Annotated in this window: 22 protein-coding genes; 15 read left to right on the forward strand and 7 right to left on the reverse strand. The window is 72.3% G+C overall.

The window, feature by feature from the left end; all coding sequences use genetic code 11:
• Nucleotides 1-75: 75 nt before the first annotated feature.
• The 7 genes from MHO01S_RS10165 to MHO01S_RS10195 are packed head-to-tail and all read left to right on the forward strand — an operon-like array spanning nt 76 to nt 7,046.
• Nucleotides 76-801 (forward strand): NUDIX hydrolase, encoded by a 726-nt coding sequence (locus MHO01S_RS10165; RefSeq protein ID WP_060960198.1) that lies wholly within the window; start codon nt 76-78, stop codon nt 799-801.
• Nucleotides 798-2,120: a quinolinate synthase NadA gene (gene nadA / locus MHO01S_RS10170; RefSeq protein ID WP_060960141.1), complete on the forward strand. Its 1,323-nt coding sequence runs from the start codon at nt 798-800 to the stop codon at nt 2,118-2,120. The genes MHO01S_RS10165 and nadA overlap by 4 nt, the downstream gene beginning before the upstream one ends.
• Complete coding sequence (gene nadB, locus MHO01S_RS10175; RefSeq protein WP_255266083.1) at nt 2,117-3,766, forward strand: L-aspartate oxidase; 1,650 nt, start codon at nt 2,117-2,119, stop codon at nt 3,764-3,766. Before nadA ends, nadB begins: the two co-directional genes overlap by 4 nt.
• Entirely contained in the window at nt 3,760-4,668 is a 909-nt protein-coding gene (gene nadC, locus MHO01S_RS10180; RefSeq protein WP_061782248.1) for a carboxylating nicotinate-nucleotide diphosphorylase, read from the forward strand. The genes nadB and nadC overlap by 7 nt, the downstream gene beginning before the upstream one ends.
• Before the next feature lie 13 nt (nt 4,669-4,681).
• Nucleotides 4,682-5,848, forward strand: a complete 1,167-nt coding sequence (locus MHO01S_RS10185; protein ID WP_061782249.1) for a cysteine desulfurase family protein — start codon at nt 4,682-4,684, stop codon at nt 5,846-5,848.
• Nucleotides 5,845-6,807, forward strand: coding sequence for a glycosyltransferase family 2 protein (locus tag MHO01S_RS10190; protein ID WP_060959136.1), 963 nt, complete (start codon nt 5,845-5,847; stop codon nt 6,805-6,807). Before MHO01S_RS10185 ends, MHO01S_RS10190 begins: the two co-directional genes overlap by 4 nt.
• 41 nt (nt 6,808-6,848) lie before the next feature.
• Complete coding sequence (locus MHO01S_RS10195; protein WP_060959141.1) at nt 6,849-7,046, forward strand: hypothetical protein; 198 nt, start codon at nt 6,849-6,851, stop codon at nt 7,044-7,046.
• An 11-nt stretch (nt 7,047-7,057) separates the two neighbouring features.
• Here MHO01S_RS10195 and MHO01S_RS10200 read toward each other — a convergent pair whose 3' ends face one another.
• Together MHO01S_RS10200 and MHO01S_RS10205 are read right to left on the reverse strand one after the other, a co-directional pair.
• Complete coding sequence (locus tag MHO01S_RS10200; RefSeq protein ID WP_060959135.1) at nt 7,058-8,986, reverse strand: ABC transporter ATP-binding protein; 1,929 nt, start codon at nt 8,984-8,986, stop codon at nt 7,058-7,060.
• A gap of 50 nt (nt 8,987-9,036) precedes the next feature.
• The gene (locus MHO01S_RS10205) at nt 9,037-9,690 is read right to left on the reverse strand and encodes a DUF1345 domain-containing protein (RefSeq protein ID WP_060959134.1); all 654 of its coding nucleotides are present in this window, start codon (nt 9,688-9,690) and stop codon (nt 9,037-9,039) included.
• Between the two features lie 166 nt (nt 9,691-9,856).
• On the opposite strand from MHO01S_RS10205, the gene MHO01S_RS10210 reads away from it, so the two are divergent.
• Entirely contained in the window at nt 9,857-11,335 is a 1,479-nt protein-coding gene (locus tag MHO01S_RS10210) for a DHA2 family efflux MFS transporter permease subunit (RefSeq protein ID WP_060959133.1), read from the forward strand.
• Nucleotides 11,336-11,343: 8 nt separating this feature from the next.
• Here the strand turns inward: MHO01S_RS10210 and MHO01S_RS16685 are convergent, their stop codons facing one another.
• Nucleotides 11,344-11,490: a hypothetical protein gene (locus tag MHO01S_RS16685; RefSeq protein WP_167626529.1), complete on the reverse strand. Its 147-nt coding sequence runs from the start codon at nt 11,488-11,490 to the stop codon at nt 11,344-11,346.
• Between the two features lie 65 nt (nt 11,491-11,555).
• Between MHO01S_RS16685 and MHO01S_RS10215 the strand changes: the two genes are divergently transcribed.
• The gene (locus MHO01S_RS10215) at nt 11,556-12,104 is read left to right on the forward strand and encodes a type 1 glutamine amidotransferase domain-containing protein (protein WP_060959132.1); all 549 of its coding nucleotides are present in this window, start codon (nt 11,556-11,558) and stop codon (nt 12,102-12,104) included.
• Nucleotides 12,105-12,126: 22 nt separating this feature from the next.
• On the opposite strand, the gene MHO01S_RS10220 is transcribed toward MHO01S_RS10215, so the two are convergent.
• Nucleotides 12,127-12,813: an alpha/beta fold hydrolase gene (locus MHO01S_RS10220; RefSeq protein WP_060959131.1), complete on the reverse strand. Its 687-nt coding sequence runs from the start codon at nt 12,811-12,813 to the stop codon at nt 12,127-12,129.
• Between the two features lie 123 nt (nt 12,814-12,936).
• Between MHO01S_RS10220 and MHO01S_RS10225 the strand changes: the two genes are divergently transcribed.
• From MHO01S_RS10225 to MHO01S_RS10250, 6 genes are read left to right on the forward strand one after another with little or no spacing between them, the layout of a single operon-like run.
• The gene (locus MHO01S_RS10225; protein WP_157553774.1) at nt 12,937-13,863 is read left to right on the forward strand and encodes an ABC transporter substrate-binding protein; all 927 of its coding nucleotides are present in this window, start codon (nt 12,937-12,939) and stop codon (nt 13,861-13,863) included.
• The gene (locus MHO01S_RS10230) at nt 13,860-14,921 is read left to right on the forward strand and encodes a FecCD family ABC transporter permease (protein WP_307131645.1); all 1,062 of its coding nucleotides are present in this window, start codon (nt 13,860-13,862) and stop codon (nt 14,919-14,921) included. The genes MHO01S_RS10225 and MHO01S_RS10230 overlap by 4 nt, the downstream gene beginning before the upstream one ends.
• An 8-nt stretch (nt 14,922-14,929) precedes the next feature.
• Complete coding sequence (locus MHO01S_RS10235; RefSeq protein ID WP_061782250.1) at nt 14,930-16,003, forward strand: FecCD family ABC transporter permease; 1,074 nt, start codon at nt 14,930-14,932, stop codon at nt 16,001-16,003.
• Nucleotides 15,996-16,829, forward strand: coding sequence for an ABC transporter ATP-binding protein (locus tag MHO01S_RS10240; RefSeq protein ID WP_060959128.1), 834 nt, complete (start codon nt 15,996-15,998; stop codon nt 16,827-16,829). The genes MHO01S_RS10235 and MHO01S_RS10240 overlap by 8 nt, the downstream gene beginning before the upstream one ends.
• The gene (locus tag MHO01S_RS10245; RefSeq protein WP_061782251.1) at nt 16,826-17,707 is read left to right on the forward strand and encodes a siderophore-interacting protein; all 882 of its coding nucleotides are present in this window, start codon (nt 16,826-16,828) and stop codon (nt 17,705-17,707) included. The genes MHO01S_RS10240 and MHO01S_RS10245 overlap by 4 nt, the downstream gene beginning before the upstream one ends.
• 47 nt (nt 17,708-17,754) lie before the next feature.
• Entirely contained in the window at nt 17,755-18,111 is a 357-nt protein-coding gene (locus MHO01S_RS10250) for a hypothetical protein (protein ID WP_231735002.1), read from the forward strand.
• A gap of 18 nt (nt 18,112-18,129) precedes the next feature.
• On the opposite strand, the gene MHO01S_RS10255 is transcribed toward MHO01S_RS10250, so the two are convergent.
• The 3 genes from MHO01S_RS10255 to MHO01S_RS16900 all read right to left on the reverse strand — a co-directional run.
• The gene (locus MHO01S_RS10255; RefSeq protein ID WP_060959125.1) at nt 18,130-18,339 is read right to left on the reverse strand and encodes a hypothetical protein; all 210 of its coding nucleotides are present in this window, start codon (nt 18,337-18,339) and stop codon (nt 18,130-18,132) included.
• A gap of 97 nt (nt 18,340-18,436) precedes the next feature.
• Nucleotides 18,437-19,474 (reverse strand): HAD-IIA family hydrolase, encoded by a 1,038-nt coding sequence (locus MHO01S_RS10260; protein WP_060959124.1) that lies wholly within the window; start codon nt 19,472-19,474, stop codon nt 18,437-18,439.
• Nucleotides 19,474-21,024: primosomal protein (locus MHO01S_RS16900; RefSeq protein WP_255266084.1), on the reverse strand; the 1,551-nt coding region annotated here is incomplete at its 5' end. The genes MHO01S_RS10260 and MHO01S_RS16900, both read right to left, overlap by 1 nt.

The raw sequence follows: 21,024 nt of genomic DNA on the forward strand, positions 1-21,024 counted from the left end.
CGATCTGATCCGGCGAGGTCGGTTTGACCTTCGTGTCGGGATGACTCTAAGATCGTGGCCGAGGTTATGGTCACCATGACAAGAACAGACTCCGCTGTCGACGGCATCCGTGTCGCCGTGTCGACGGTCATCTTCAGCCTGCGGCGCGACGCCGACGGGCGGCTGGCGGTCGTCCTCCCGCTCGTGCGGCGCACGCGGGATCCCCACGAGGGACGCTGGGCGCTGCCCGGCGGCTGGCTGGACAGCACGGAGGAGCTCGAGACGGCGGCCTCGCGCACGCTGGCCGAGACGACCGGCCTCGCGCCCAGCTACCTCGAGCAGCTCTACGCCTTCGGCGACATCGGCCGCTCCCCCGGCCGCGTCGTGTCCATCGTCTACTGGGCGCTGCTGCGCGAGGGCGCCCAGCTGCCCGCCGACGCCGAGAACGTCGCCTGGTTCGACGCCTCCCGACCGCCGGAGCTGGCCTTCGACCATCGCCACATCGTCGAATACGCGCTGTGGCGGCTGCGCAACAAGGTCGGCTACAGCCGCATCGCGCACGGGCTGCTGCCGGACCTGTTCACCCTGTCGGACCTGCGCGAGGTCTACGAGGCGATCCTCGAACGCGAGCTCGACCCCGCCAACTTCCGACGCCAGGTCGAGAACTCGGGGACGCTCATCCCCACGGAGCGCTTCCGCACGGGCAGCCACCGTCCGGCCCGCCTGTACCGCTACAACCACGACGTCGAGCTGGCCGATCGCGGCCCGCTGCCCACCGACACCCCCGCACCACCCGTCCTTCCCGAAGAGGTCACGATATGAGCGCCACCATCCTCACCCTCACGCCGCCGCCGGCCGACGCCGTCGACCCGAGCGTCGACCACGGCATCCAGGCCATCGTCGCCGGCGCTTCGACGGCCGAGACCTGCAACACGGAGCTCGCCGCGGGCCCGTGGGACTTCGACCGACGTCCCGGCTACGGTCCCGGCTCGTCGATGGGCGATGTGATCCCCGTGGGCTCGCCGCGTCAGGGAGAGCTGCCCGCCGAGTACCGCACCGCCGGCGAGGACGAGCTGCACGCCCGCATCCGCGCCGCGAAGCAGACGCTCGGCTCGCGCGTCGTGGTGCTCGGTCACTTCTACCAGCGCGAAGAGGTCGTCACCCACGCGGACTACGTGGGCGACTCCTTCCAGCTCGCCAACGCGGCGCTCGAGCACCCGGATGCCGAAGCGATCGTCTTCTGCGGCGTGCACTTCATGGCGGAGACCGCCGATCTGCTGTCGCGCCCGGAGCAGGCGGTCATCCTTCCGAACCTCGCGGCGGGATGCTCGATGGCCGACATGGCCTCCATCGACGAGGTCGAGGAGTGCTGGGAGCAGCTGGCGGACGTGTACGGAGACCTCGAGGCCCCGGACGCCGACGGTCGCGTGCCGGTGATCCCGGTCACGTACATGAACTCGTCGGCGGCGATCAAGGGCTTCGTCGGGCGCCACGGCGGCATCGTCTGCACCTCGTCGAACGCCCGCACCGTGCTGGAGTGGGCCTTCGCCCGCGGGCGCCGCGTCCTCTTCTTCCCCGACCAGCACCTCGGCCGCAACACCGCGAAGGCGATGGGCGTGCCGATCGCGCAGATGCCGATGTGGAATCCGCGCAAGCCGCTCGGCGGCTCCACCCCGGCCGAGCTCGCGGACGCACGGGTGATCCTGTGGCACGGGTTCTGCTCCGTGCACCGCCGGTTCACGGTCGACCAGATCGACAAGGCGCGCGCCGAGCACCCGGGGGTGCGGGTCATCGTCCACCCCGAGTGCCCGATGGCGGTGGTGGATGCCGCCGACGAGGCGGGGTCCACGGACTACATCCGCAAGGCGATCGCCGCGGCCACCGAGCCGACGACCTTCGCGATCGGCACCGAGATCAACCTCGTCCAGCGGCTCGCGGCGCAGTACCCCCAGCACCGCATCTTCTGCCTGGACCCGGTGGTCTGCCCGTGCTCGACGATGTACCGCATCCACCCCGGGTATCTCGCCTGGGTGCTGGAACGGCTCGTCGCCGGCGAGGTCGTCAACCGCATCACGGTGCCCGCCGACGTCGCCGATCCGGCGCGCGTCGCGCTCGAGCGGATGCTGGCGGCCAAGCCGTGACCGCGACCGACGCCGCCCCGCGGGTGCCGCCGGCGCGGCGGGACGCGCCGCACGTGGTCATCGCGGGCTCCGGGATCGCCGGGCTCACCGCGGCCCTGCACGCCACGGCATCCGGATGCCGGGTCACGCTCGTGACGAAAGACGTGCTGGAGCACGCGAACACGCGGTACGCGCAGGGCGGGATCGCCGGCGTCATGTTCGACGACGACAGCGCGGCGGCGCACGAGCGCGACACGCTGGTGGCGGGGGCAGGCCTCAGCGACGCCGACGCGGTGCGCGTGCTCGTCGAGGAGGGGCCCGCCCGCATCCGCGAGCTCATCGCACGGGGCGTGGAGTTCGACCGGGGAGCCGACGGCACCCTCGTCAAGGGACTGGAAGCCGCCCACTCCTACCCCCGTGTGCTGCACGCGGGGGGCGATGCGACGGGCAGCGCGATCGAGAAGGCGCTCGTCGGGCGGCTTCGGGTCAGCGGCGTCGACGTCCTCGAGCACGCCTTCCTCGTCGACGTGCTCCTCGACGGCGACGGGCGCGCCCGCGGCGTGGACCTGCTCGTCGACGACGAGCGTCGCGTGTCGCTCGACGCCGACGCCGTCGTCCTCGCCACCGGCGGTGCCGGGCAGCTGTACGCGCACACGACCAACCCGCCGGTCGCCACCGGAGACGGCATCGCCGCCGCGGTGCGCGCCGGCGCCGTGGTCCGCGACCTGGAGTTCGTCCAGTTCCACCCGACCGTGCTCACCTCGCGGCCGGGAGAGGCGTTCCTCGTCTCCGAGGCGGTGCGGGGCGAGGGCGGCGTCCTGAGAGACGAACAGGGTCGCCGATTCATGCTCGACGTCCATCCCGACGCCGAGCTCGCGCCGCGCGACGTGGTCGCGCGCGCCATCGCCGCCGTGATGGAGGAGCAGTCGGGTCGCCCCGTGCTGCTGGACGCGACGGGACTCGGACACGACGGCTCCGGCCCCGCACGCAAGCAGACGGCGGCCTTCCTCGCGCGCCGGTTCCCGACGATCGACGCGGCCGTCCGGGAGCGGGGGTTCGACTGGTCGCAGGAGCCGATCCCCGTCACTCCCGCCGCGCACTACCTGATGGGCGGCGTCGCCACCGACCTGGCCGGGCGGACCAGCGTCCCGAGGCTCTACGCGGTGGGCGAGGTCGCCCGCACCGGCGTCCACGGCGCGAACCGGCTCGCCTCCAACTCGCTGCTCGAAGGCGCGGTGTTCGGTGCGCGCGCCGGTGACGCCGTCGCCGCCGACCTCGCCTCCGGACTCTGGCCGTCGCCCGCGCCGCTCGCGGCCGCCGACGACGACGGCGCCGCGGCGGTCCCGGCCGGCTCGACCGCCGGCATCCCGTCGCCCGCGCCCTTCACGCGACGCGCCCTCCAGCGGGTGATGTGGGAGGACGCCGGCCTCGTCCGCGACGCCGCGGGTCTGGATCGCGCGAGCCGGATGATCGCGGGCTGGCGCGCACAGCCGCGGACGCCGCGCACCGAGGCCGAGTTCGAGGACGAGAACCTGCTCGTCGTCGCGGCCCAGGTGGTCGGCGCCGCGGCGGCGCGCACCGCATCCGTCGGCGCGCACACCCGGCGCGACGACACCGGGGCCTCGAACGACCGGGCGTCCCGAGAGCTGGAGGGCGCATCATGCTGACCCGGCGCCACATCGACCGCGTCGTCGCCGCCGCGCTCGACGAGGATGCACCGTGGGGCGACCTCACGAGTCGGTACCTGATCCCCGAGGATGCCGTCGCCACCGCCGACCTCGTCGCGCGCGAGCCCGGCGTCTTCAGCGGCGGCGAGGTCTTCGCCGCCGCGTTCGCGCTGACCGATCCCGCCGTCGCGGTGCGGCTCCACCGGCGCGACGGTGAGAGCTTCGCGGCCGGGGACGTGCTCGCCACCGTGGCCGGCCCGGCCCGCGCCGTGCTGACCGCGGAGCGCGTCGGACTCAATTTCGTGCAGCGGATGAGCGGCATCGCGACGCTGACGGCGCGCTACGTCGCCGCGGTGGCGGGCACGCGGGCGCGCATCGCCGACACGCGCAAGACCACGCCGGGCCTTCGCGCCCTCGAGCGCCACGCCGTGCGCAGCGGCGGGGGACGCAACCACCGCTACTCGCTGTCGGACGCGGTCATGGCCAAGGACAACCACCTCGCAGTCCTCACCGCGGGCGGCGCCGACGTGACGGCGGCGCTGCGCACGGCACTCGCGGAGCTGCCTCACACGGCGCACATCGAGGTGGAGGTCGACCGACTCGACCAGATCGAGCCCGTCCTCGCGGCGAGCACCGCGGCGGCGCGGATCGGCACGATCATGCTCGACAACTTCTCCCTCGACGACCTCCGCGCCGGCGTCGCGCAGGTCGCGGGCCGCGCCACCGTGGAAGCCTCGGGAGGCGTCAGCCTGGAGACCGTCGCGGCCATCGCGGCCACCGGCGTCGACGTGATCTCGGTCGGCGCGCTCACCCACTCGGCGCGGGCGCTCGATCTCGGTCTCGACGCCCGCATCGCGCGCGGCGACGGGGGCGCGGCCACCGCCTCGACACCGGCGGGCTGACGGGAGATCGGGCGTGTTGTACCTGGACCATGCCGCGACGACGCCGGTGCGCCCGGACGTGCTCGACGCCATGCTGCCCTACCTCCGCGGGGCGTACGGGAACCCCTCCAGCCACCACACCGTCGGAGAGGCCGCGGCCGCCGCGCTGGCCGACGCCCGACGCCGTGTCGCCGCGGTCGTCGGGATGAGACCGGCGGACATCGTCTTCACCTCGGGGGGCACCGAGGCCGACAACCTCGCCGTCAAGGGCATCGCCATCGGCACCGCACTGCGGCGCGGAGAGGCCGTGCACGTGGTCACGACGCCCATCGAGCACGAGGCGGTGCTCGCCTCGTGCGACTATCTCGAGCGCGTCCACGGCGTCGCGGTGACCCGCGTGCCGGTCGACGAGACGGGCCGCGTCGACCCCGCGCACGTCGCCGCCGCGCTCCGACCGGAGTCGGCTCTCGTGTCGGTCGGCTACGCCAACAACGAGATCGGCACGGTGCAGGACGTCGCCGGGCTCGCCGAGGTCACGGCGGCGGCGGGAGTGCCCCTGCACCTCGACGCCGTGCAGGCGGCCGGGTGGCTGCCGCTGGCCGGCACGGGTGCCGACGCCCTGTCGATCGCGGGCCACAAGATCGGTGCCCCCGCCGGCATCGGCGTCCTCGCGGTGCGGGGGCGGCTGCCGCTGGAGCCGGTCCTGCACGGCGGCGGCCAGGAACGCGATCGCCGCAGCGGCACCGAGAACCTCGCCGGCGCCGTCGCGATGGCCACCGCGCTCGAGCTCGCCGAAGCCGAGCGCGTGGAGGCGTCCGCGCGGGTGAGCGCCCTGCGCGACCGCTTCATCGCGACGGTGCTCGGGCTCGTCTCGACCGCGCGCCTGACCGGGCATCCGCGGTATCGCCTTCCGGGCACGGCGAGCTTCACGTTCACGGGCACCAGCGGCGAGGCGGTCCTGCTGGAGCTCGAGCGCCGCGGGATCGTGTCCTCGAGCGGGTCGGCGTGCGCCGCGGGCAGCGACGAGCCGTCCCACGTGCTGCTGGCGCTGGGCATCGACCCGGAGGTGGCGCAGACAGCGGTGCGCATCACCTTCGCTCACGACCTGGGCCGCACCGACCCGGTGCAGGCCGCCGCCGAGCTGGACCTCGTCGCGGACGCCGTCGCCTCTTCGGTGGCGGCGGTACGATCGGGGCCGTGAGCACTCCGGTCGTCACCGTCATCGTCCCGGGCCGGGACGTCGCCGCCTTCGCCGAGGAGGCCCTGGCATCGCTGCGCGCGCAGACGCTCACGAACTGGTGCGCGGTCCTCGTCGACGACGGCTCCGTGGACGCCACCGGCGCGGTCTTCGCTGCCGCGGCCGCCGCCGACCCGCGCTTCCGCGTGATCACCCATCGCGTCGCGCGCGGGCTCTCGGCCGCCCGCAACGCCGGTCTCGACAGCGTCGAGACCCCGTTCGTCGCCTTCCTCGACGCCGACGACGTCCTGACCCCGACCGCGCTGCAACGGTTCGTGGAGACCCTCACCCGCACCGGCAGCGATGTCGTCGTCGGGGCCTACGTGCGACTGCGCGCCGACGCCGAGGGACGCTACTCCCCCGGTCCCGTGCAGCCGTGGGTGCGGGCGGCGACCGAGCCGGAACGGCTCGGTACGACGTTGGACGAGCACCCCGAGCTGTCGGGCAACATCGTGGCCTGGTCGAAGCTGAGCCGGGTGGAGCTCTGGCGCCGGAGCGGACTGCGCTTCCCCGAGGGCAAGCTCTACGAGGATCAGATCGTCACGCAGCGGCTCTACACCGCGGCGCGTGCGGTCGACGTCATCCCCGACGTCGTCGTCCACTGGCGAGAACGCGCCGACGGCACGTCGATCACGCAGAACAAGGATCTGCTTCCCGTGCTGGTCGACTACCTCGAGGCGCTCCGCGGCGGCATCGCCGTGCTGGATGCCGCGGGCCAGCGCGCCGCCTCCCGTGCCCGTGTGCGCCTCATCCTCGACATGGACGTCCCCCCGCTGGTGCGCATCGCGCAGAAGAGCCCCGAGGACGCGTATCGACGTGCGCTCGGGGAGTTCGTGCGCGGCCTGCTCGACCGTGCCCGCGCCGACGCCATCGCCCTCGATCCCGCGACGGCCGACCTGCGCAGCGCGGCCGAGCTCTGGTGAGCTCCGACGCCCGGTACCGGCGCGACGGCTATCCTGAGCCCATGAACGGTTCCGACACCCCCGCCTCCGACCAGCCCACCGGGCCCGACCTCGCGGAGATCCGCGCCGAGATCGACGAGCTCGCCGCGCTGTCGACGGAGGAGCTGGTCAATCCGACGCCCGAGCTCATCGCGGAGAACGAGCCCACCCCGCACCCGACGGACGCCATCGGTTCCGAGGACTGGAACACGCCGGCCTGATCCGCCGCCGCTCACCCGCGCGGGGCGGAGACGTCCGGGCGGGGCTCCTCCGCCCGCAGCTCCATGCCCGCGATCGTCGCGGCCGCCATCTGCTCGACCGCCAGTTCCGCGTAGAGTCCGCCGCGGGCCAGCAGCTCGGCATGGGTGCCGGACTCGACGATGCGTCCCGCCTCGACGACGTGGATGACGTCCGCCCCGACCACCGTCGAGAGCCGGTGGGCGATCGAGAGCGTGGTCCGTCCGCGCGCAACGTTGTCCAACGCCTCCTGGACGACGCGCTCGGACACCGTGTCCAGGGCGGAGGTCGCCTCGTCGAGCAGCAGCACGGGCGGGTCCTTCAGGAGAACGCGCGCGATCGCGATGCGCTGCTTCTCCCCGCCGGAGAGCCGATAGCCGCGTTCGCCCACGATCGTGTCGTACCCGTGCTCGAAGCCCACGATCGCGTGATGGATGTTGGCGGCGGTGCAGGCGGCGACGAGTTCGTCGTCGGTCGCGTCCGGCTTCGCGTAGCGCAGGTTCTCCGCGATGGAGGCGTGGAACAGGTACGTCTCCTGTGAGACGATCCCCACGTTCTCGACGATCGACTGCTGGGTGAGGGAGCGCACGTCCTCACCGCCGAACAGGACCGCGCCCGACGAGGCCTCGTACAGCCGCGGCGCGAGGTAGATGATCGTGGTCTTGCCGGCGCCGGACGGACCGACGAAGGCGACGTGCCGGCCGGGCTCGGCGACGAAGGAGACACCGTCCAGCGTCGGGCGGCCCTCGCTCGCGGCATCCGGGTAGCGGAAGACCACGTCGCGGAACTCGACGCGTCCGATCGGGCCGGGCGCCGCGGCGACGTCGATGGCGTCGGGCGCGTCGACGATCGCGGGCGTCAGGTCGAGGTACTCGAAGATCCGCGCGAACAGCGCGCGCGACGTCTGCAGGTCCAGCGCCACGCGCATCAGCCCCATGAGCGGCTGGAGCAGCCGCGCCTGCACGGTGGTGAACGCCACGACGGTGCCCGCGGTGATCGCCCCGGTGCCGCCGGCGATGAGATAACCCGACACGAGGTAGATGATGGCGGGCACCGACGCCATGATCACCTGGACGACGGCGAAGAACCCCTGGCCGCTCATGGCGCGACGCACCTGCAGGCGCACCTGGTTGCGGTTCTCGTCGCGATAACGCTCCGACTCGGCCCGTTGCCGGTTGAACGCCTTCGACAGAAGGATGCCGCTCACCGACAGCGTCTCCTGCGTGATGCTCGTCAGCTCACTCAGCGACTCCTGCGTCTGTCCGGCGATGCGCGCCCGCACCTGGCCGACGCGCCGCTGCACCAGCACGAGCGCCGGCATCATCACCACGGCGATGATCGTCAGACGCCAGTCGATGAGGATCATCGCGACCAGGGCCGAGATCACCGTCACCGTGTTGCCGAGGATGCTCGTGACGGTGTTCGTCAGCACGTCGGACACCCCGCCGACGTCGTTCTGCAGTCGCGACTGGATGACGCCGGTCTTCGTGCGGGTGAAGAAACCCAGCTCCATCGCCTGCAGGTGGTCGAACAGCCGCACGCGCAGGTCGCCCGTCACGCGGTTGCCGACGGTCGAGGTCAGCCAGGTCTGGGCGACGCCGAGCACGGCGGAGAACAGGAAGAGCCCGATCATGGTGAGCACCAGGCGCACCAGCAGCGCCAGGTCGGGCGGACCGCCGGCGGTCGGGAACAGGGCGTCGTCGAAGATGCTCTGCACGATCAGCGGAGGGACGACGCCGATCGCCGCGCCGACGACCACCAGCACGGCGGTTAGGACGATGCGTCCGCGATACGGGCGGAACAGGCCGACCACACGGGCCCCGAGATCCGCGACCTCCGGCGCCTGCGCGTTCAGCCGCCGCTGGGCGCTCTCGTCCACGCCGCGGAAGGCCGCCGTGCGCCCGCCGGGTCCCATCCCGCCCATCCCCATGCTCACCGGGTCACTCTAACCCCGCGCCGGAAGGGGGTGGCCGGTCAGCCGAGTCCCGCCACGAGATTGATGACCGAGGCGAGGATGACCGCTCCGAACAGGTACGCGATGAGCGTCTGCCCCACCACGATGCGTCGGATCTCGTTGGCCGACACGTCGTTGTCGGAGACCTGGTAGGTCAGGCCGAGGCCGACGGCGAAGTAGCCGAAGTCCGAGTACATCGGCTCCTCGTCCTGGTTGAAGTCGATCCCGGCGCGCTGGCCGGCGGCGAGCCGGCCGTAGTACACCCGCGCGTACCGCAGCATGTAGTCGACCTGGATCAGCGCCCAGGAGCTCACGACCGCCGCGATCGCGACGCCGGCCACGACGAAGGCGTGCAGCCGACTGCCGTGACCGCCGCCGACGAGCACGGCGACGACGCCGCCGAGACTCGCCACGCTGCCCACGAGCGCGATGAGGCGGGCGACGGGACGCCCCGGGTCGACGGCGCTCGTGTGCGACCGGGTGGCCTCGGCATCCATGGGCCACACCACCGACAGCAGCCAGACGACGTTGACGGAGGCGACGACCGCCCAGCCGGCGAGCAGCCCCACGGCCACCCCGGCCAGCGCCGAGACCGTCGCCGCGACGACCGCTCCGACCGCGAGGGACAGAGGACCGCGCACGGCGACGCGGGAGGGATGCCGCGTGGGTGCCATGCTGCGATCGTCCCACCCGGCGGGGGAATACGACGTCAGACCCGGCCGTTATGGTGGAGAGTCGTCCCCGGCCTCCGGGCACGCCGCGCCCTCGTGCGCCCCGTCGCCGCTCCCTCCGCCCCGTGCACCGCGTCCCGTACGCCGCCCCGATGACTCGAGGAACCTCATGACCTCCCCTGAGACCGACTCCCTTCCGGACACGACCGCCGTCGTCGGCGCGAAGGAGAACCGCGTCATCTGGCTGCTGCTCGCGGCGGCGTTCGTGGCGATCCTCAACGAGACCACGATGGGCGTGGCGATCCCGCACCTGATCGGCGACCTCGGGATCACGGCGGTCGCCGCGCAATGGCTGACCACCGCGTTCATGCTGACCATGGCCGTCGTGATCCCCACGACGGGCTTCCTCCTGCGTCGGTTCACGACCCGCGCCATGTTCGGCACGGCCATGGGCCTGTTCTCGGCCGGCACGCTGATCGCCCTCGTGGCGCCGGGGTTCGAGATGCTCCTCGTCGGTCGCGTCGTCCAGGCCTCCGGCACGGCCATCATGATGCCGCTGCTGATGACCACGCTCATGACCGTCGTCCCGCCGCACCTGCGCGGGCGCATGATGGGGCGCGTGAGCGTGGTCATCTCGCTCGCTCCGGCCATCGGGCCGACGATGGCGGGCGTCATCCTCGACAACCTGACGTGGCGGTGGATCTTCGCGATCGTCCTGCCCATCTCCGTCGTCGCCCTGATCATCGGCGTGCGGTGGATCCACAACCTGGGCGAGCGTTCGCACGCCCCCATCGACATCCCCTCGGTGATCCTCTCCGCCCTCGGCTTCGGCGGGATCGTCTTCGGATTGAGCCAGATCGGCGGCCACGGCACCGACGTCGCGGCCGCGGAGACGGCCACCGTGACCCTCGTCGTCGCCCTCGCGATCGGCGTCACGACGCTCGGGTTCTTCCTCTGGCGTCAGGTGGCCCTGCAGAAGAAGGACGACGCGCTGCTGGACCTCCGGATCTTCCGCTCGGGCAACTTCTCACTGTCCGTCGCCCACTTCGCGGTGATGTCCCTCGCGTTCTTCGGCACGCTCACGGCGCTGCCGCTGTACCTGCAGAACACCCTCGGGCTCTCGGCCAGCGCGTCGGGCCTGGTCGTCCTCCCCGGCGCGCTCGCGATGGGGCTGCTCGGTCCCGTCATCGGACGCATCTACGACCGGTGGGGCACGCGCGTGCTCCTGCTTCCCGGCACGATCGTCGTGCTGGCGATCCTGTGGAGCTTCACGATGCTCACCGAGTCCACTCCGGTGTGGATGCTGGTCGTGACGCAGACCCTGCTGTCGGTGGGTCTCGCGATGTCGTTCACGCCGCTGTTCACGGCGTCACTGGGCTCGCTCGAGCCGAGGTTCTACTCGTACGGCAGCGCCACGGTCTCGACGGTGCAGCAGGTGGCCGGCGCGGCCGGCATCGCGTTGTTGATCTCGGTGATGTCGTCCGTGTCTGCGGCGGCCTCGGCGTCCGGTGCGGCGGATGCCGCGGCCGGGGCGGCCGGCGCACGCGCCGCGTTCCTGCTCGCCGCCGTGATCGGCACGCCGCTGCTGATCAGCGCGTTCCTCATCCGCAAGCCGGCCGACACACCTGCCGGACCCGCCGCCCACTGACCGGGTGGTCAGCCGATGCTGCAGGACCCCCCACCGCAGCACGCGCCGGCATCGATGCCGCCGTCCACCAGCGGCAAGAGGTTCTTCACGCCCGGCAGCTCCGATGCCTCCGTCGAGGAGGCGAGCTGGGGGGTGGGAAGGTTCGACGTAGCCATGAGTCGATGATACGTCCGTGTCAACCCCCGGGCGCGGTGCCGATGCCATCCGTAACGTCGAGGGCATGAGCACACTCTCAGGGAAGACCGTGGCCTTCGTGGCCACCAACGGATTCGAGGACAGCGAGCTGACATCGCCGTGGGACGCGGTGACCGCCGCGGGCGCCACCGCGGTGCTGATCTCCCCCGCGACGGACAGCATCGAAGGCAAGAACGGACACCGACAGGCCGTCGACGTCGCCGCCTCCGCCGCGGAGGCAGCGGACTACGACGCGCTCGTGCTGCCGGGCGGCGTCGTCAACGCGGACGATCTGCGGCTGGACGCGGCCTCCGTGGCGCTCGCCCGCGAGTTCTTCGCGCAGCACAAGCCCGTCGCCGCGATCTGCCACGCCGCCTGGCTGCTCATCGAGGCGGATGTCGTCGACGGCCGCACGCTCACCAGCTACCCCAGCCTGAAGACCGATCTCGTCAACGCGGGCGCCACCTGGGTGGACGAGGAGGTCGTCGTCGACGAGGGCCTCGTGTCGAGCCGCACCCCGGACGACCTTCCCGCCTTCAACGCGAAGGTCGTCGAGGAGATCGCCGAGGGCGCGCACGCCGGCCAAACCGTGTGACGGTCCGGGCGGGTCGGTCGCCTCAGTCCCAGTCCAGGTAGTCCTCGATGAACCACGAGGTCTCGCCGGGGTGAGTGAGCGGGAAGAAGTGCCCGGCGGTCTCCACCGCCTTGACGCTCACGAGCCCCGGCGCGGACGCGCGCAGCGCCTCCCCCGCGTCGGCGGGGTTCACCCGGTCGCCGCCGCCCTGGATGACGAGCACGGGCGTCGCCTCGGCGACGGGCTGCCATGCCGCGGCATCCGTGGCGGCCAGCGCGGCGGCCTGCAGCGCACGCACGTCGGCCTGCGGCGAGAACGAGTCGCCGAAGACCGCACGCAGCTCCGCGTCGAAGTCGTCACCGGCGGGGGCAGAGCTCGCGACGCCGAGCAGCAGCACGCCGTTGACGCGGTCGTGGTGGTCGATCGCGATCGTGCGGGCGACGGCGCCGCCGAAACCGTGACCGCCGATCCACGCCTCCGAGATCTGCAGATGGTCGAGGACGTCGATGACGTCGGCGGCGAGGTCGTGCATCGTCGCCGCGCCCGAGCGGCGGGCCGCCACGCGGACGACCCGGAAGTCCTCTTCGACCAGGATGCTGGCGAGCGCGCCGAAGTAGGCGAAGTCGAGCCCGGCCTCCGGAAGCAGGACGATGGCCGGGCCGGCGCCCTCGTCGAGATAGCCGATATCGCGAACGTCGGCGTCGAAAGTCTGTCGCTGGTTCTCGGTCACGATCCCCCATCCTAGAGCGCACCGAGTTTGCGCACGGCATCCGCGTCTGTCCATAGTTAGGTAAGCCATACCTACTCACCGTCCCGCTGCGTGCGGGTGCGGCCGGACGAAAGCGATGCCCCCATGCGCCCCCACACTCGACGATCCCTGCCTCTGCTCGCCGCCGCCGTGGTGACCGCGCTCGCCCTCGCCGGGTGCGCGGCGACGGGCACGACGCCGGGCTCCTCGTCGTCGGCGAGCGGAACGCACGCCGTGTCGCATGCCCGCGGAACCACCGAGGTGCCGAACGATCCGCAGCGGGTCGTGGTGCTCGAGCCGGTCGAGCTCGACACCGCCGTCGCGCTCGGCGTCACGCCGGTGGGGGCCGCCGTCGCGAGCAACGTCGCCGGTGTGCCCGCCTACCTCGACGTCGAGGGCGTCTCCCCGGTCGGCACCGTCCCGGAACCGGACCTCGAGGCCATCGCGGCGCTCCGCCCCGATCTCATCCTGGGCACCGAGTCACGTCACTCGAAGCTCTACGACCAGCTCAGCGCCATCGCCCCCACGGTGTTCATGGCGTCGCAGTCCGACCCGTGGCAGCAGAACGCGCTGCTCGTCGGCGACGCGCTGGGCAGGGCGGCGAAGACCCAGGAGCTGCTGACGGCGTTCACCGACCGCTGCGCCGCCATCAAGGACGACTTCGCCCTGGACGGCAAGACGGCGAACATGATCCGGCCCCGCGACGAGACGACGCTCAGCCTGTACGGCCCCACCTCGTTCGCCGGCAGCGCGCTCGAGTGCGTGGGCCTGACCATCCCCGCCCAGGACTGGAAGGACGGCATCCAGGCGGACATCTCCCCGGAGAACGTGCGCAGTGCCGCCGCGGACTACGTGTTCGTGACGACGACGGACGTCGACGACCCGAGCACCGTTCCGGCGGCGATCACCCAGAACGCCGACGCCTTCGGATCGGTCACCCTCGTCGACACGAGCTACTGGGTGTCCGGCGTCGGCCCCAAGGGCGGGATGCGGGTGCTCGACGACATCGAGCGCTTCCTCTCCGCGCGGTGACGGTCGCTGCCGATCGGGGGGCGCGGGCCGCCGCGCTCCCCCCGGCCCTGCCCGACGCCCGTCGCGGCGCGGTCCGGGCACTCGCCGTCGTCGCGATCGCGGTGATGCTCGCCGTCGCGGTGACGCTGTCGCTCATGATCGGATCCAACCCGATCGGCGCGCCGGACGTGCTGGCCGTCCTGAGCGGCGGCGGCTCGCCCGACATCCGCTACGTCGTCGCCGAGCTACGGGTGCCCCGCACCGTGGCCGGCCTCGTCGTGGGCGTCGCGCTCGGCGCGGCGGGTGCGCTCATCCAGGGGTTCACCCGCAATCCCCTCGCCGATCCCGGCATCCTCGGAGTCAACGCCGGGGCGGCCTTCGCGGTCGCGATCGGGATCGCGGTGTTCGGGCTGCGCGACATGTCCATCCTCGTCTGGCTGTCGTTCGCGGGCGCCCTGGTCGTCACCCTGGGCGTGACCGTCATCGGATCGTCCGGCCGGGGCCCCGCCGACCCCCTGCGGCTCACGCTGGCGGGAGTCGCACTCGGAGCCGTCTTCGCGGGCGCGACGACCGGGATGACCCTGAGCGATCCCGACGCCTTCGATCGCATGAGGGCGTGGCATGCCGGATCGTTGCTCGGGCGCGGCTTCGAGGTCTTGGGACCGGTCCTGCCCTTCGTTGCGGTCGCGACCGTCGCCGCGCTCGCCCTCGCGCGGGGATTGAACGCCCTCGCGCTCGGCGACGACGTCGCTCGCGCGCAAGGGGCACACGTAGGCGGCATCCGCGTGGGAGTGGTCGCCGCGGTCACGGTGCTCGCGGGCACCGCCACGGCGATCGCCGGCCCGGTCTCGTTCGTCGGCCTCATGGTGCCGCACGTCGCACGCTGGATGTTCGGCGTGGACCAGAGGCGCATCCTGCTCGCATCGATCGCTCTGGCGCCCACGCTCATCCTGCTCTCCGACGTGCTGGGCCGCGTGCTGATCGCACCGGCGGAGATCCCGGTGGGCGTCGTCACGGCGTTCGTCGGCGCCCCGGTGCTGATCGCCCTGGCGCGCCGACGACGGGCGACGGCGCTGTGAGCGTTGGCATGGCGCGACCCCGCGACGCGGCGGCGACCGCGACCATCGACCGGGGCTATCGCCGGCTCGCGATCGGCCGGAGCGCGCGGCGACGTCACCTGCGGCTGCGCGGTGTCGTGGTCGCGGCCGGACTCGGCGTCGTCATCGTCGCCGCGGCGGTCGTCGCCCTCGGCCTCGGCTCGTACCCGCTGTCGCCCGCGGCCGTCGTGGACGTCATCGGCGGCGGCGGCCTCCCTCTCGATCGCACCGTCGTGTTCGAATGGCGCCTGCCGCGCACGCTGGCGGCCATCCTCCTCGGCGCGTATCTCGCCGTCGCCGGCGCCCTGTTCCAGACCGTCACCGGCAACCCGCTCGCCAGTCCCGACATCCTCGGCCTGTCGAACGGCGCCTTCACCGGGATGCTGCTCACGATCGTCTTCGTCTCCACCTCGTGGCCGGCGCTGACCGCCGGCGCCGTCGCCGGCGGACTGGTCACGGCCGCCGCCATCGCCGTGTTGGGAGGCCGCGTGCGGCAGCAGGGGTTCGGACTCATCGTGATCGGCATCGGCGTCGCGGCCATGCTGGCCTCGGCGAACACCTGGATGCTGCTGCAGGTCGAGCTCGAGACCGCGATGTTCGCCTCCGCGTGGGGCGCCGGCACGCTCAACGGCGTGACGGGCGCCGCGGTGGCGGGCGCGGCGCTGTGCGGCATCCCGCTGCTGATCGCCCTCGGTGCTCTCGCGCCGCGACTGCGGCAGCTGGATCTCGGCGACGACGTCGCCGTCACCACCGGCGCACGTCCGATGCGGGCCCGACGCGGCGCCCTCCTGATCGGCGTCCTGCTGGTGTCGATCGCGACGGCCGTCATCGGTCCGATCGCGTTCATCGCGCTCGCGGCGCCCCAGATCGCGCGACGCCTGGCGCGCACGCCGTTCCTGTCTCTCACCCTGTCCGCTTTCGTCGGCGCCGCGCTGCTGCTGGCATCGGACATGATCGCCCAGCACGCGCTGCCCGTCGCGCTCCCCGCAGGCGTCGTCACCGTGTCCGTCGGCGGCCTCTACCTCGTCTTCACCCTCGTCCAGGAGATCCGCCGCCGTGTCTGACCCCGCCGCCCTCGCCCCGCGCACCCCGCCGCGCCTGTCCGCCGAGACGATCTCTCTCGGCTACGACGGTGCGCCGATTCTCAGCGCGCTGACCACCCGCATTCCGGACGGCTCGTTCACCGTCATCATCGGGCCGAACGCCTGCGGCAAGTCGACGCTGCTGCGCGGGCTGTCGCGTCTGCTGCGCCCCTCGGCGGGCGCCGTGGTGCTCGACGGCACCGACATCTCCCGTCTGCCCGTGAAGGAGGTGGCGCGCCGCCTCGGCCTTCTGCCGCAGACCGCGTCGGCGCCCGAGGGGATCACCGTCGCCGATCTCGTGGGGCGCGGTCGCTACCCGCACCTCGGGCTGTGGCGCCAGTGGACGGAGGCCGACGAGGACGCGATCCGCGAGGCGATGACGGAGACGGGTGTCGACGCGCTGTCGGGGCGTCGCGTCGAGGAGCTCTCCGGCGGCCAGCGTCAACGCGTATGGGTGGCGATGGTCCTCGCGCAGCAGACCGATCTGCTGCTGCTCGACGAGCCGACGACGTTCCTCGACATCGCGCACCAGATCGAGCTCATGGAGTTGTTCTCCGCGCTCAACCGGGCGGGCCGCACGATCGTCGCCGTGCTGCACGATCTCAATCATGCCGCTCGCTACGCCGACCACGTCATCGCGATGAAGCAGGGACGGATCGTGGCGGAGGGCGCGCCCGCCGACGTGATCACGACCGAACGGGTGGAGGAGATCTTCGATCTTCCCAACGTCGTGATCCCCGATCCGGTCACGGGCGGGCCTCTCGTCGTGCCATTGGGCGGTCGGCACACCGGAGCGGAGGCGCAATGAGCCGTTCGAACGGCGGCGACGAGCGTCCGTGGGAGTACAGCGCCTTCCCGGTGACCGTGGCACGCGTGCGTGACGTGTCCCCGAACTTCCGGCGCGTCACGCTCTGCGGCGCGGCGGTGCGGCACTTCGCCCCGTGGGGACTCGACCAGCGCATCAAGCTGGTGCTGCCCCTGGCCGGCATCGGGTTCGTCGACGTCGGTCTCACCCGGGAGCCCACACCGCATCCTCGCGACTGGTACACCCGGTGGAAGTCCCTTCCCGAGGAGCGCCGCAATCCGCTGCGCACGTACACGCCGTCGGCGATCCGGCCGGAGGACGGCGAGATCGACGTCGACGTCTTCCTCCACCAGCCGGCGGGACCGGCGTCGCACTGGGCGCGGACGTGCCGCCCCGGAGACGAGCTCATCGTCACGGGTCCGGATGCGCGCTGCGGCTACACCGGGTACGGCATCCGCTTCACTCCCCCGGTCCCCCCGTCCCGGCTCCTGCTGGTCGGCGACGAGTCGGCCGTACCGGCGATCAGGAACATCGTGCGCGCGCAGCCGCCGGAGGTGAGCATCGAGGTGCTGGCCGACGTCGCGGATGCCGCGGACCTCCTCGACGACGACCTGAGGGCGAGCACGACGCTGGCGCGCCCCGTGCCGGCCGCGGCGGCGGGCGCGGCGACGGGCGCGGCGCTCGAGGGGCTCGTGCGCGAATGGGCGGATGCCGAGTCCGCCGCGTTCGGCGGCGCGGACGACGGCGGTTACGTCTGGATCGCCGGTGAGACCGCGGCGGTCGCCCGCATCCGCCGGCACCTCACCGCGACGGCGGGCATGGCACCGACGCAGATCTCGTTCCTCGGGTACTGGAAGCAGGGCGGTCCGCTCGTCGGCTGAGCGGATGCCGCGGCGCCGCGCCGCCACGGGGTGCCTATGCTGGGCGCGTGAGCTTTCCCACGGCACGGTGGTGCCGCAGTCGGCGTGGCACGGCGTTGTGCACGCGACCGACCGGTCACGCGGGGCTGCACAATCGGGTCGGGACGTCGCAGATGTGGTCCGACGCGCAGGCGGACGCGCCGGCGTGCCCGGGCTCGGGCCTCGCCGGCGTGCCCGCACCGCAGCTGCCGGACGAGGCGGCGGCCGCGGGCTTTCCCGAGGGACGCTCGCGGTGCCCCGAGTGCGACGGGTTCGTGCCGCTCGTGGCGGGCCGACGCGCGCCGCACGACCGGTTCCGCGGCACCGATGATCAGCGCGAATCCGCCGGCCGCGCCGAGTGGTTCAACACCTTCGGCTGGCAGTGAGGCACCGCGCGTCTGCGCTCAGGCGCCGAGCTTCTTCGCCGCCTTCTTGGCTGCCTTGTCGACGACCTTACGGGAGCGTGCGCGAGCCTTCTTCAGCGACGGGTCGTCCCACAGGTGCTTCGCAGCGGCACTGATCTCGCGATAGCGCGCTCGTCCGGCACGCGCGCCGAGCACATAGCCGGCACCGCCGGCGATCACGACGGTCAGCCAGAACTTCACTCCGGACATAGGTCCTCCTCGATCGACGAATGCCCCCAGGCTAGGCCCGGTCGGCATTCATCCCCCAGGGGTTGACAACCTCGACGCCGGCAGCGCGCAGATCTCCTCAGGGACGGTGGAAGGGATCGGCGTACAGCCGCTCCGGCACGCGGAATCCGTAGATCGCACGCCCGGACGCCCAGATCGCCGCCGCGCCGGCGCGGACGAGGTCGATCGGTCGCGATCCTTCCGACACGATGTGGATGTCCGCCCCGTCGATCCGCACGGCGGCGTCGCGCACGGCCGTCGTGTCGCCGCGCACGATCGTCTGCGGGTACTCCTCGTGGAGTTCGCGCAGGTCGCCGAGGATGTAGGTGGGGCGCGAGGTGGCCGGCGCCGCGAGCACGTGCTTGGGACGATCGATACCCGTCAGCACCAGCACCGAGTCGAGACCGGCCGCCTGGGCGCCGGCGATGTCGGTGTCGAGCCGGTCGCCGATGAACAGCGCCTTCTGCGCGCCGAATCGCGCGACGGCCTCATCGAAGATCGCGCGCTCCGGCTTTCCGGCGACGACGGCGAGTCGGCCCACCGCCGTGTGAACCGCCGAGACGAGCGTCCCATTCCCCGGCGCGATGCCCCGCGCCTGAGGGATGGTCCAGTCCGTGTTCGTGGCGATCCAGGGGATGCCGCCGGCATCCTCGGGCGTCGCCAGCGCGTACGCGGCCTCCGCCAGCTGCTCCCACCCCACGTGGGGGGCGAACCCCTGCACGACCGCGGCAGGTGCGTCCTCCGCACTGCGTGTGACGACGTATCCGGCCTTCTCCGTCTCGAAGACGAGCCCGTCGCCGCCGACGATGAGGATCGTCGCGCCCGGGGCGACGCGTTCGCGCAGCAGCCGCATCGCCGCCTGCGGGCTGGTGACGACGTCTTCGGCGCGCGTCGACGTCAGACCCAGCTCACGCAGGTGTTCGGCGACGACCGCGTCGCGACGAGACGCGTTGTTGGTGATGTACCCGAGCCGTCGCGACGCACCGGCGGCATTGAGGCTGTCCACGGCGTACGGAAGCGCACCCGGACCGGCGTACACCACGCCGTCGAGATCGGCCAGCACGGCGTCCACGCCGTCCAGGGGCGTGGACGGCGTGCGCTTCGAGAACAGCGCCATCAGTCGTCGGCCGCCTCTGCAGACGTCGCATCCGGGTCGACGGCGTCGATGACGTCGGAATCGTCGACGTCGGAATCGTCGACGTCGACGTGCTGCTCATCCTCGTCGAGCGGCAGGGCGATCTCCTCGACCTCGTCGATCTCGATCACCTCGAGGTCCGCGTCCACGGCGCCGAGAGCCTCGGCGGCGACGTCGGCACGACGCTGCCACTGCTGGGCCTCGTCGAGACGACCGAGCTCCTCCAGCACCGCCGCTCGCGCAGCGAAGAGGCCCGGACTCCACGTGAACGCACGATCCGGGTCGAGCTCCGGGATGTCGAGCTCCTGCAGCGCTCGCTCGGTCTCGCCGAGATCGAGCCGGGCGCCCGACATCGCGATCGCCAGCTCGACGCGCGCCTCGGTGGTCAGCGCAGAGCGGTCGACCGCACGTCCCACTTCGAGAGCACGGTCAGCGCGACCGACTCCCCGCTCGCTGTCGACGAGCAGAGCGATCTGGTCGTCACGACCGGAGATACGGCGGTAAGTGCGCAGCTCCCGCACCGCGAGGGCGAAGTCGCCGAGCGCGTAGGCCGTGATCGCCACGGTCTCCCGGACGATCGCGATGCGGCCGGCGCTGCGGGAGGCGGCGAGAGCGTGCTCGTGAGCCAGCGCGGGGTCGTCGTCGATCAGACGCGCGGCCATCGCCAGGTGACGGGCGACCTGCTCGGCGTTCTCCTTCGAGAGGGTCTTGAGCTCGTTGCGAGCCGATGTCGGCAGATCCTGAGGGGTGACGTCGTCGGGCAGCTGCGGACCGACGGGGCCGGTGCGGCGCTCCGACCCCTGCGGCGGACGCGACGTCCGCTCGCCGTCGCGCTTCGCGTAAGGCTTCCGCTCACCGTCGCGCGAGGCGTAAGGCTTACGCTCCCCATCGCGGGACGCATACGGCTTACGGTCACCGTCGCGCTTCGGGTACGGCTTCCGCTCCCCGTCGCGCGAGGCATACGGCTTCCGGTCACCATCACGGGGCGCGTACGGCTTCCGCTCACCGTCGCGCGACGCGTAGGGCTTCCGCTCACCGTCGCGCGACGCGTAGGGCTTGCGCTCACCGTCCCGCGACGCGTACGGCTTGCGCTCACCGTCGCGCGACGCGTACGGCTTCCGCTCCCCATCACGGGGCGCATACGGCTTCCGCTCACCGTCGCGCTTCGGGTAGGGCTTGCGCTCACCGTCGCGAGAGGCGTACGGCTTCCGCTCACCGTCGCGCTTCGGGTAGGGCTTACGCTCCCCGTCACGCGAGGCGTACGGCTTCCGCTCACCGTCGCGCTTCGGGTAGGGCTTACGCTCCCCGTCACGAGACGCATACGGCTTACGCTCACCGTCACGCTTCGGGTACGGCTTCCGCTCTCCATCGCGCGAGGCATACGGCTTGCGCTCGCCCTCCCGCGGTGGGCGCGACGAAGAGGGACGCTGCCCTCCGCGCTGCGGGTCCGAGTTCCTCCCACGGCGCTCAGCGTTCGCATCATCCTTGTTGTCGGGATCGCGCTCCTGTGCCATCGAAGGGGTTCCTCTCGG

It is taken from the genome of Microbacterium hominis NBRC 15708 (genome assembly GCF_001592125.1).
GTDB lineage: Bacteria > Actinomycetota > Actinomycetes > Actinomycetales > Microbacteriaceae > Microbacterium > Microbacterium hominis.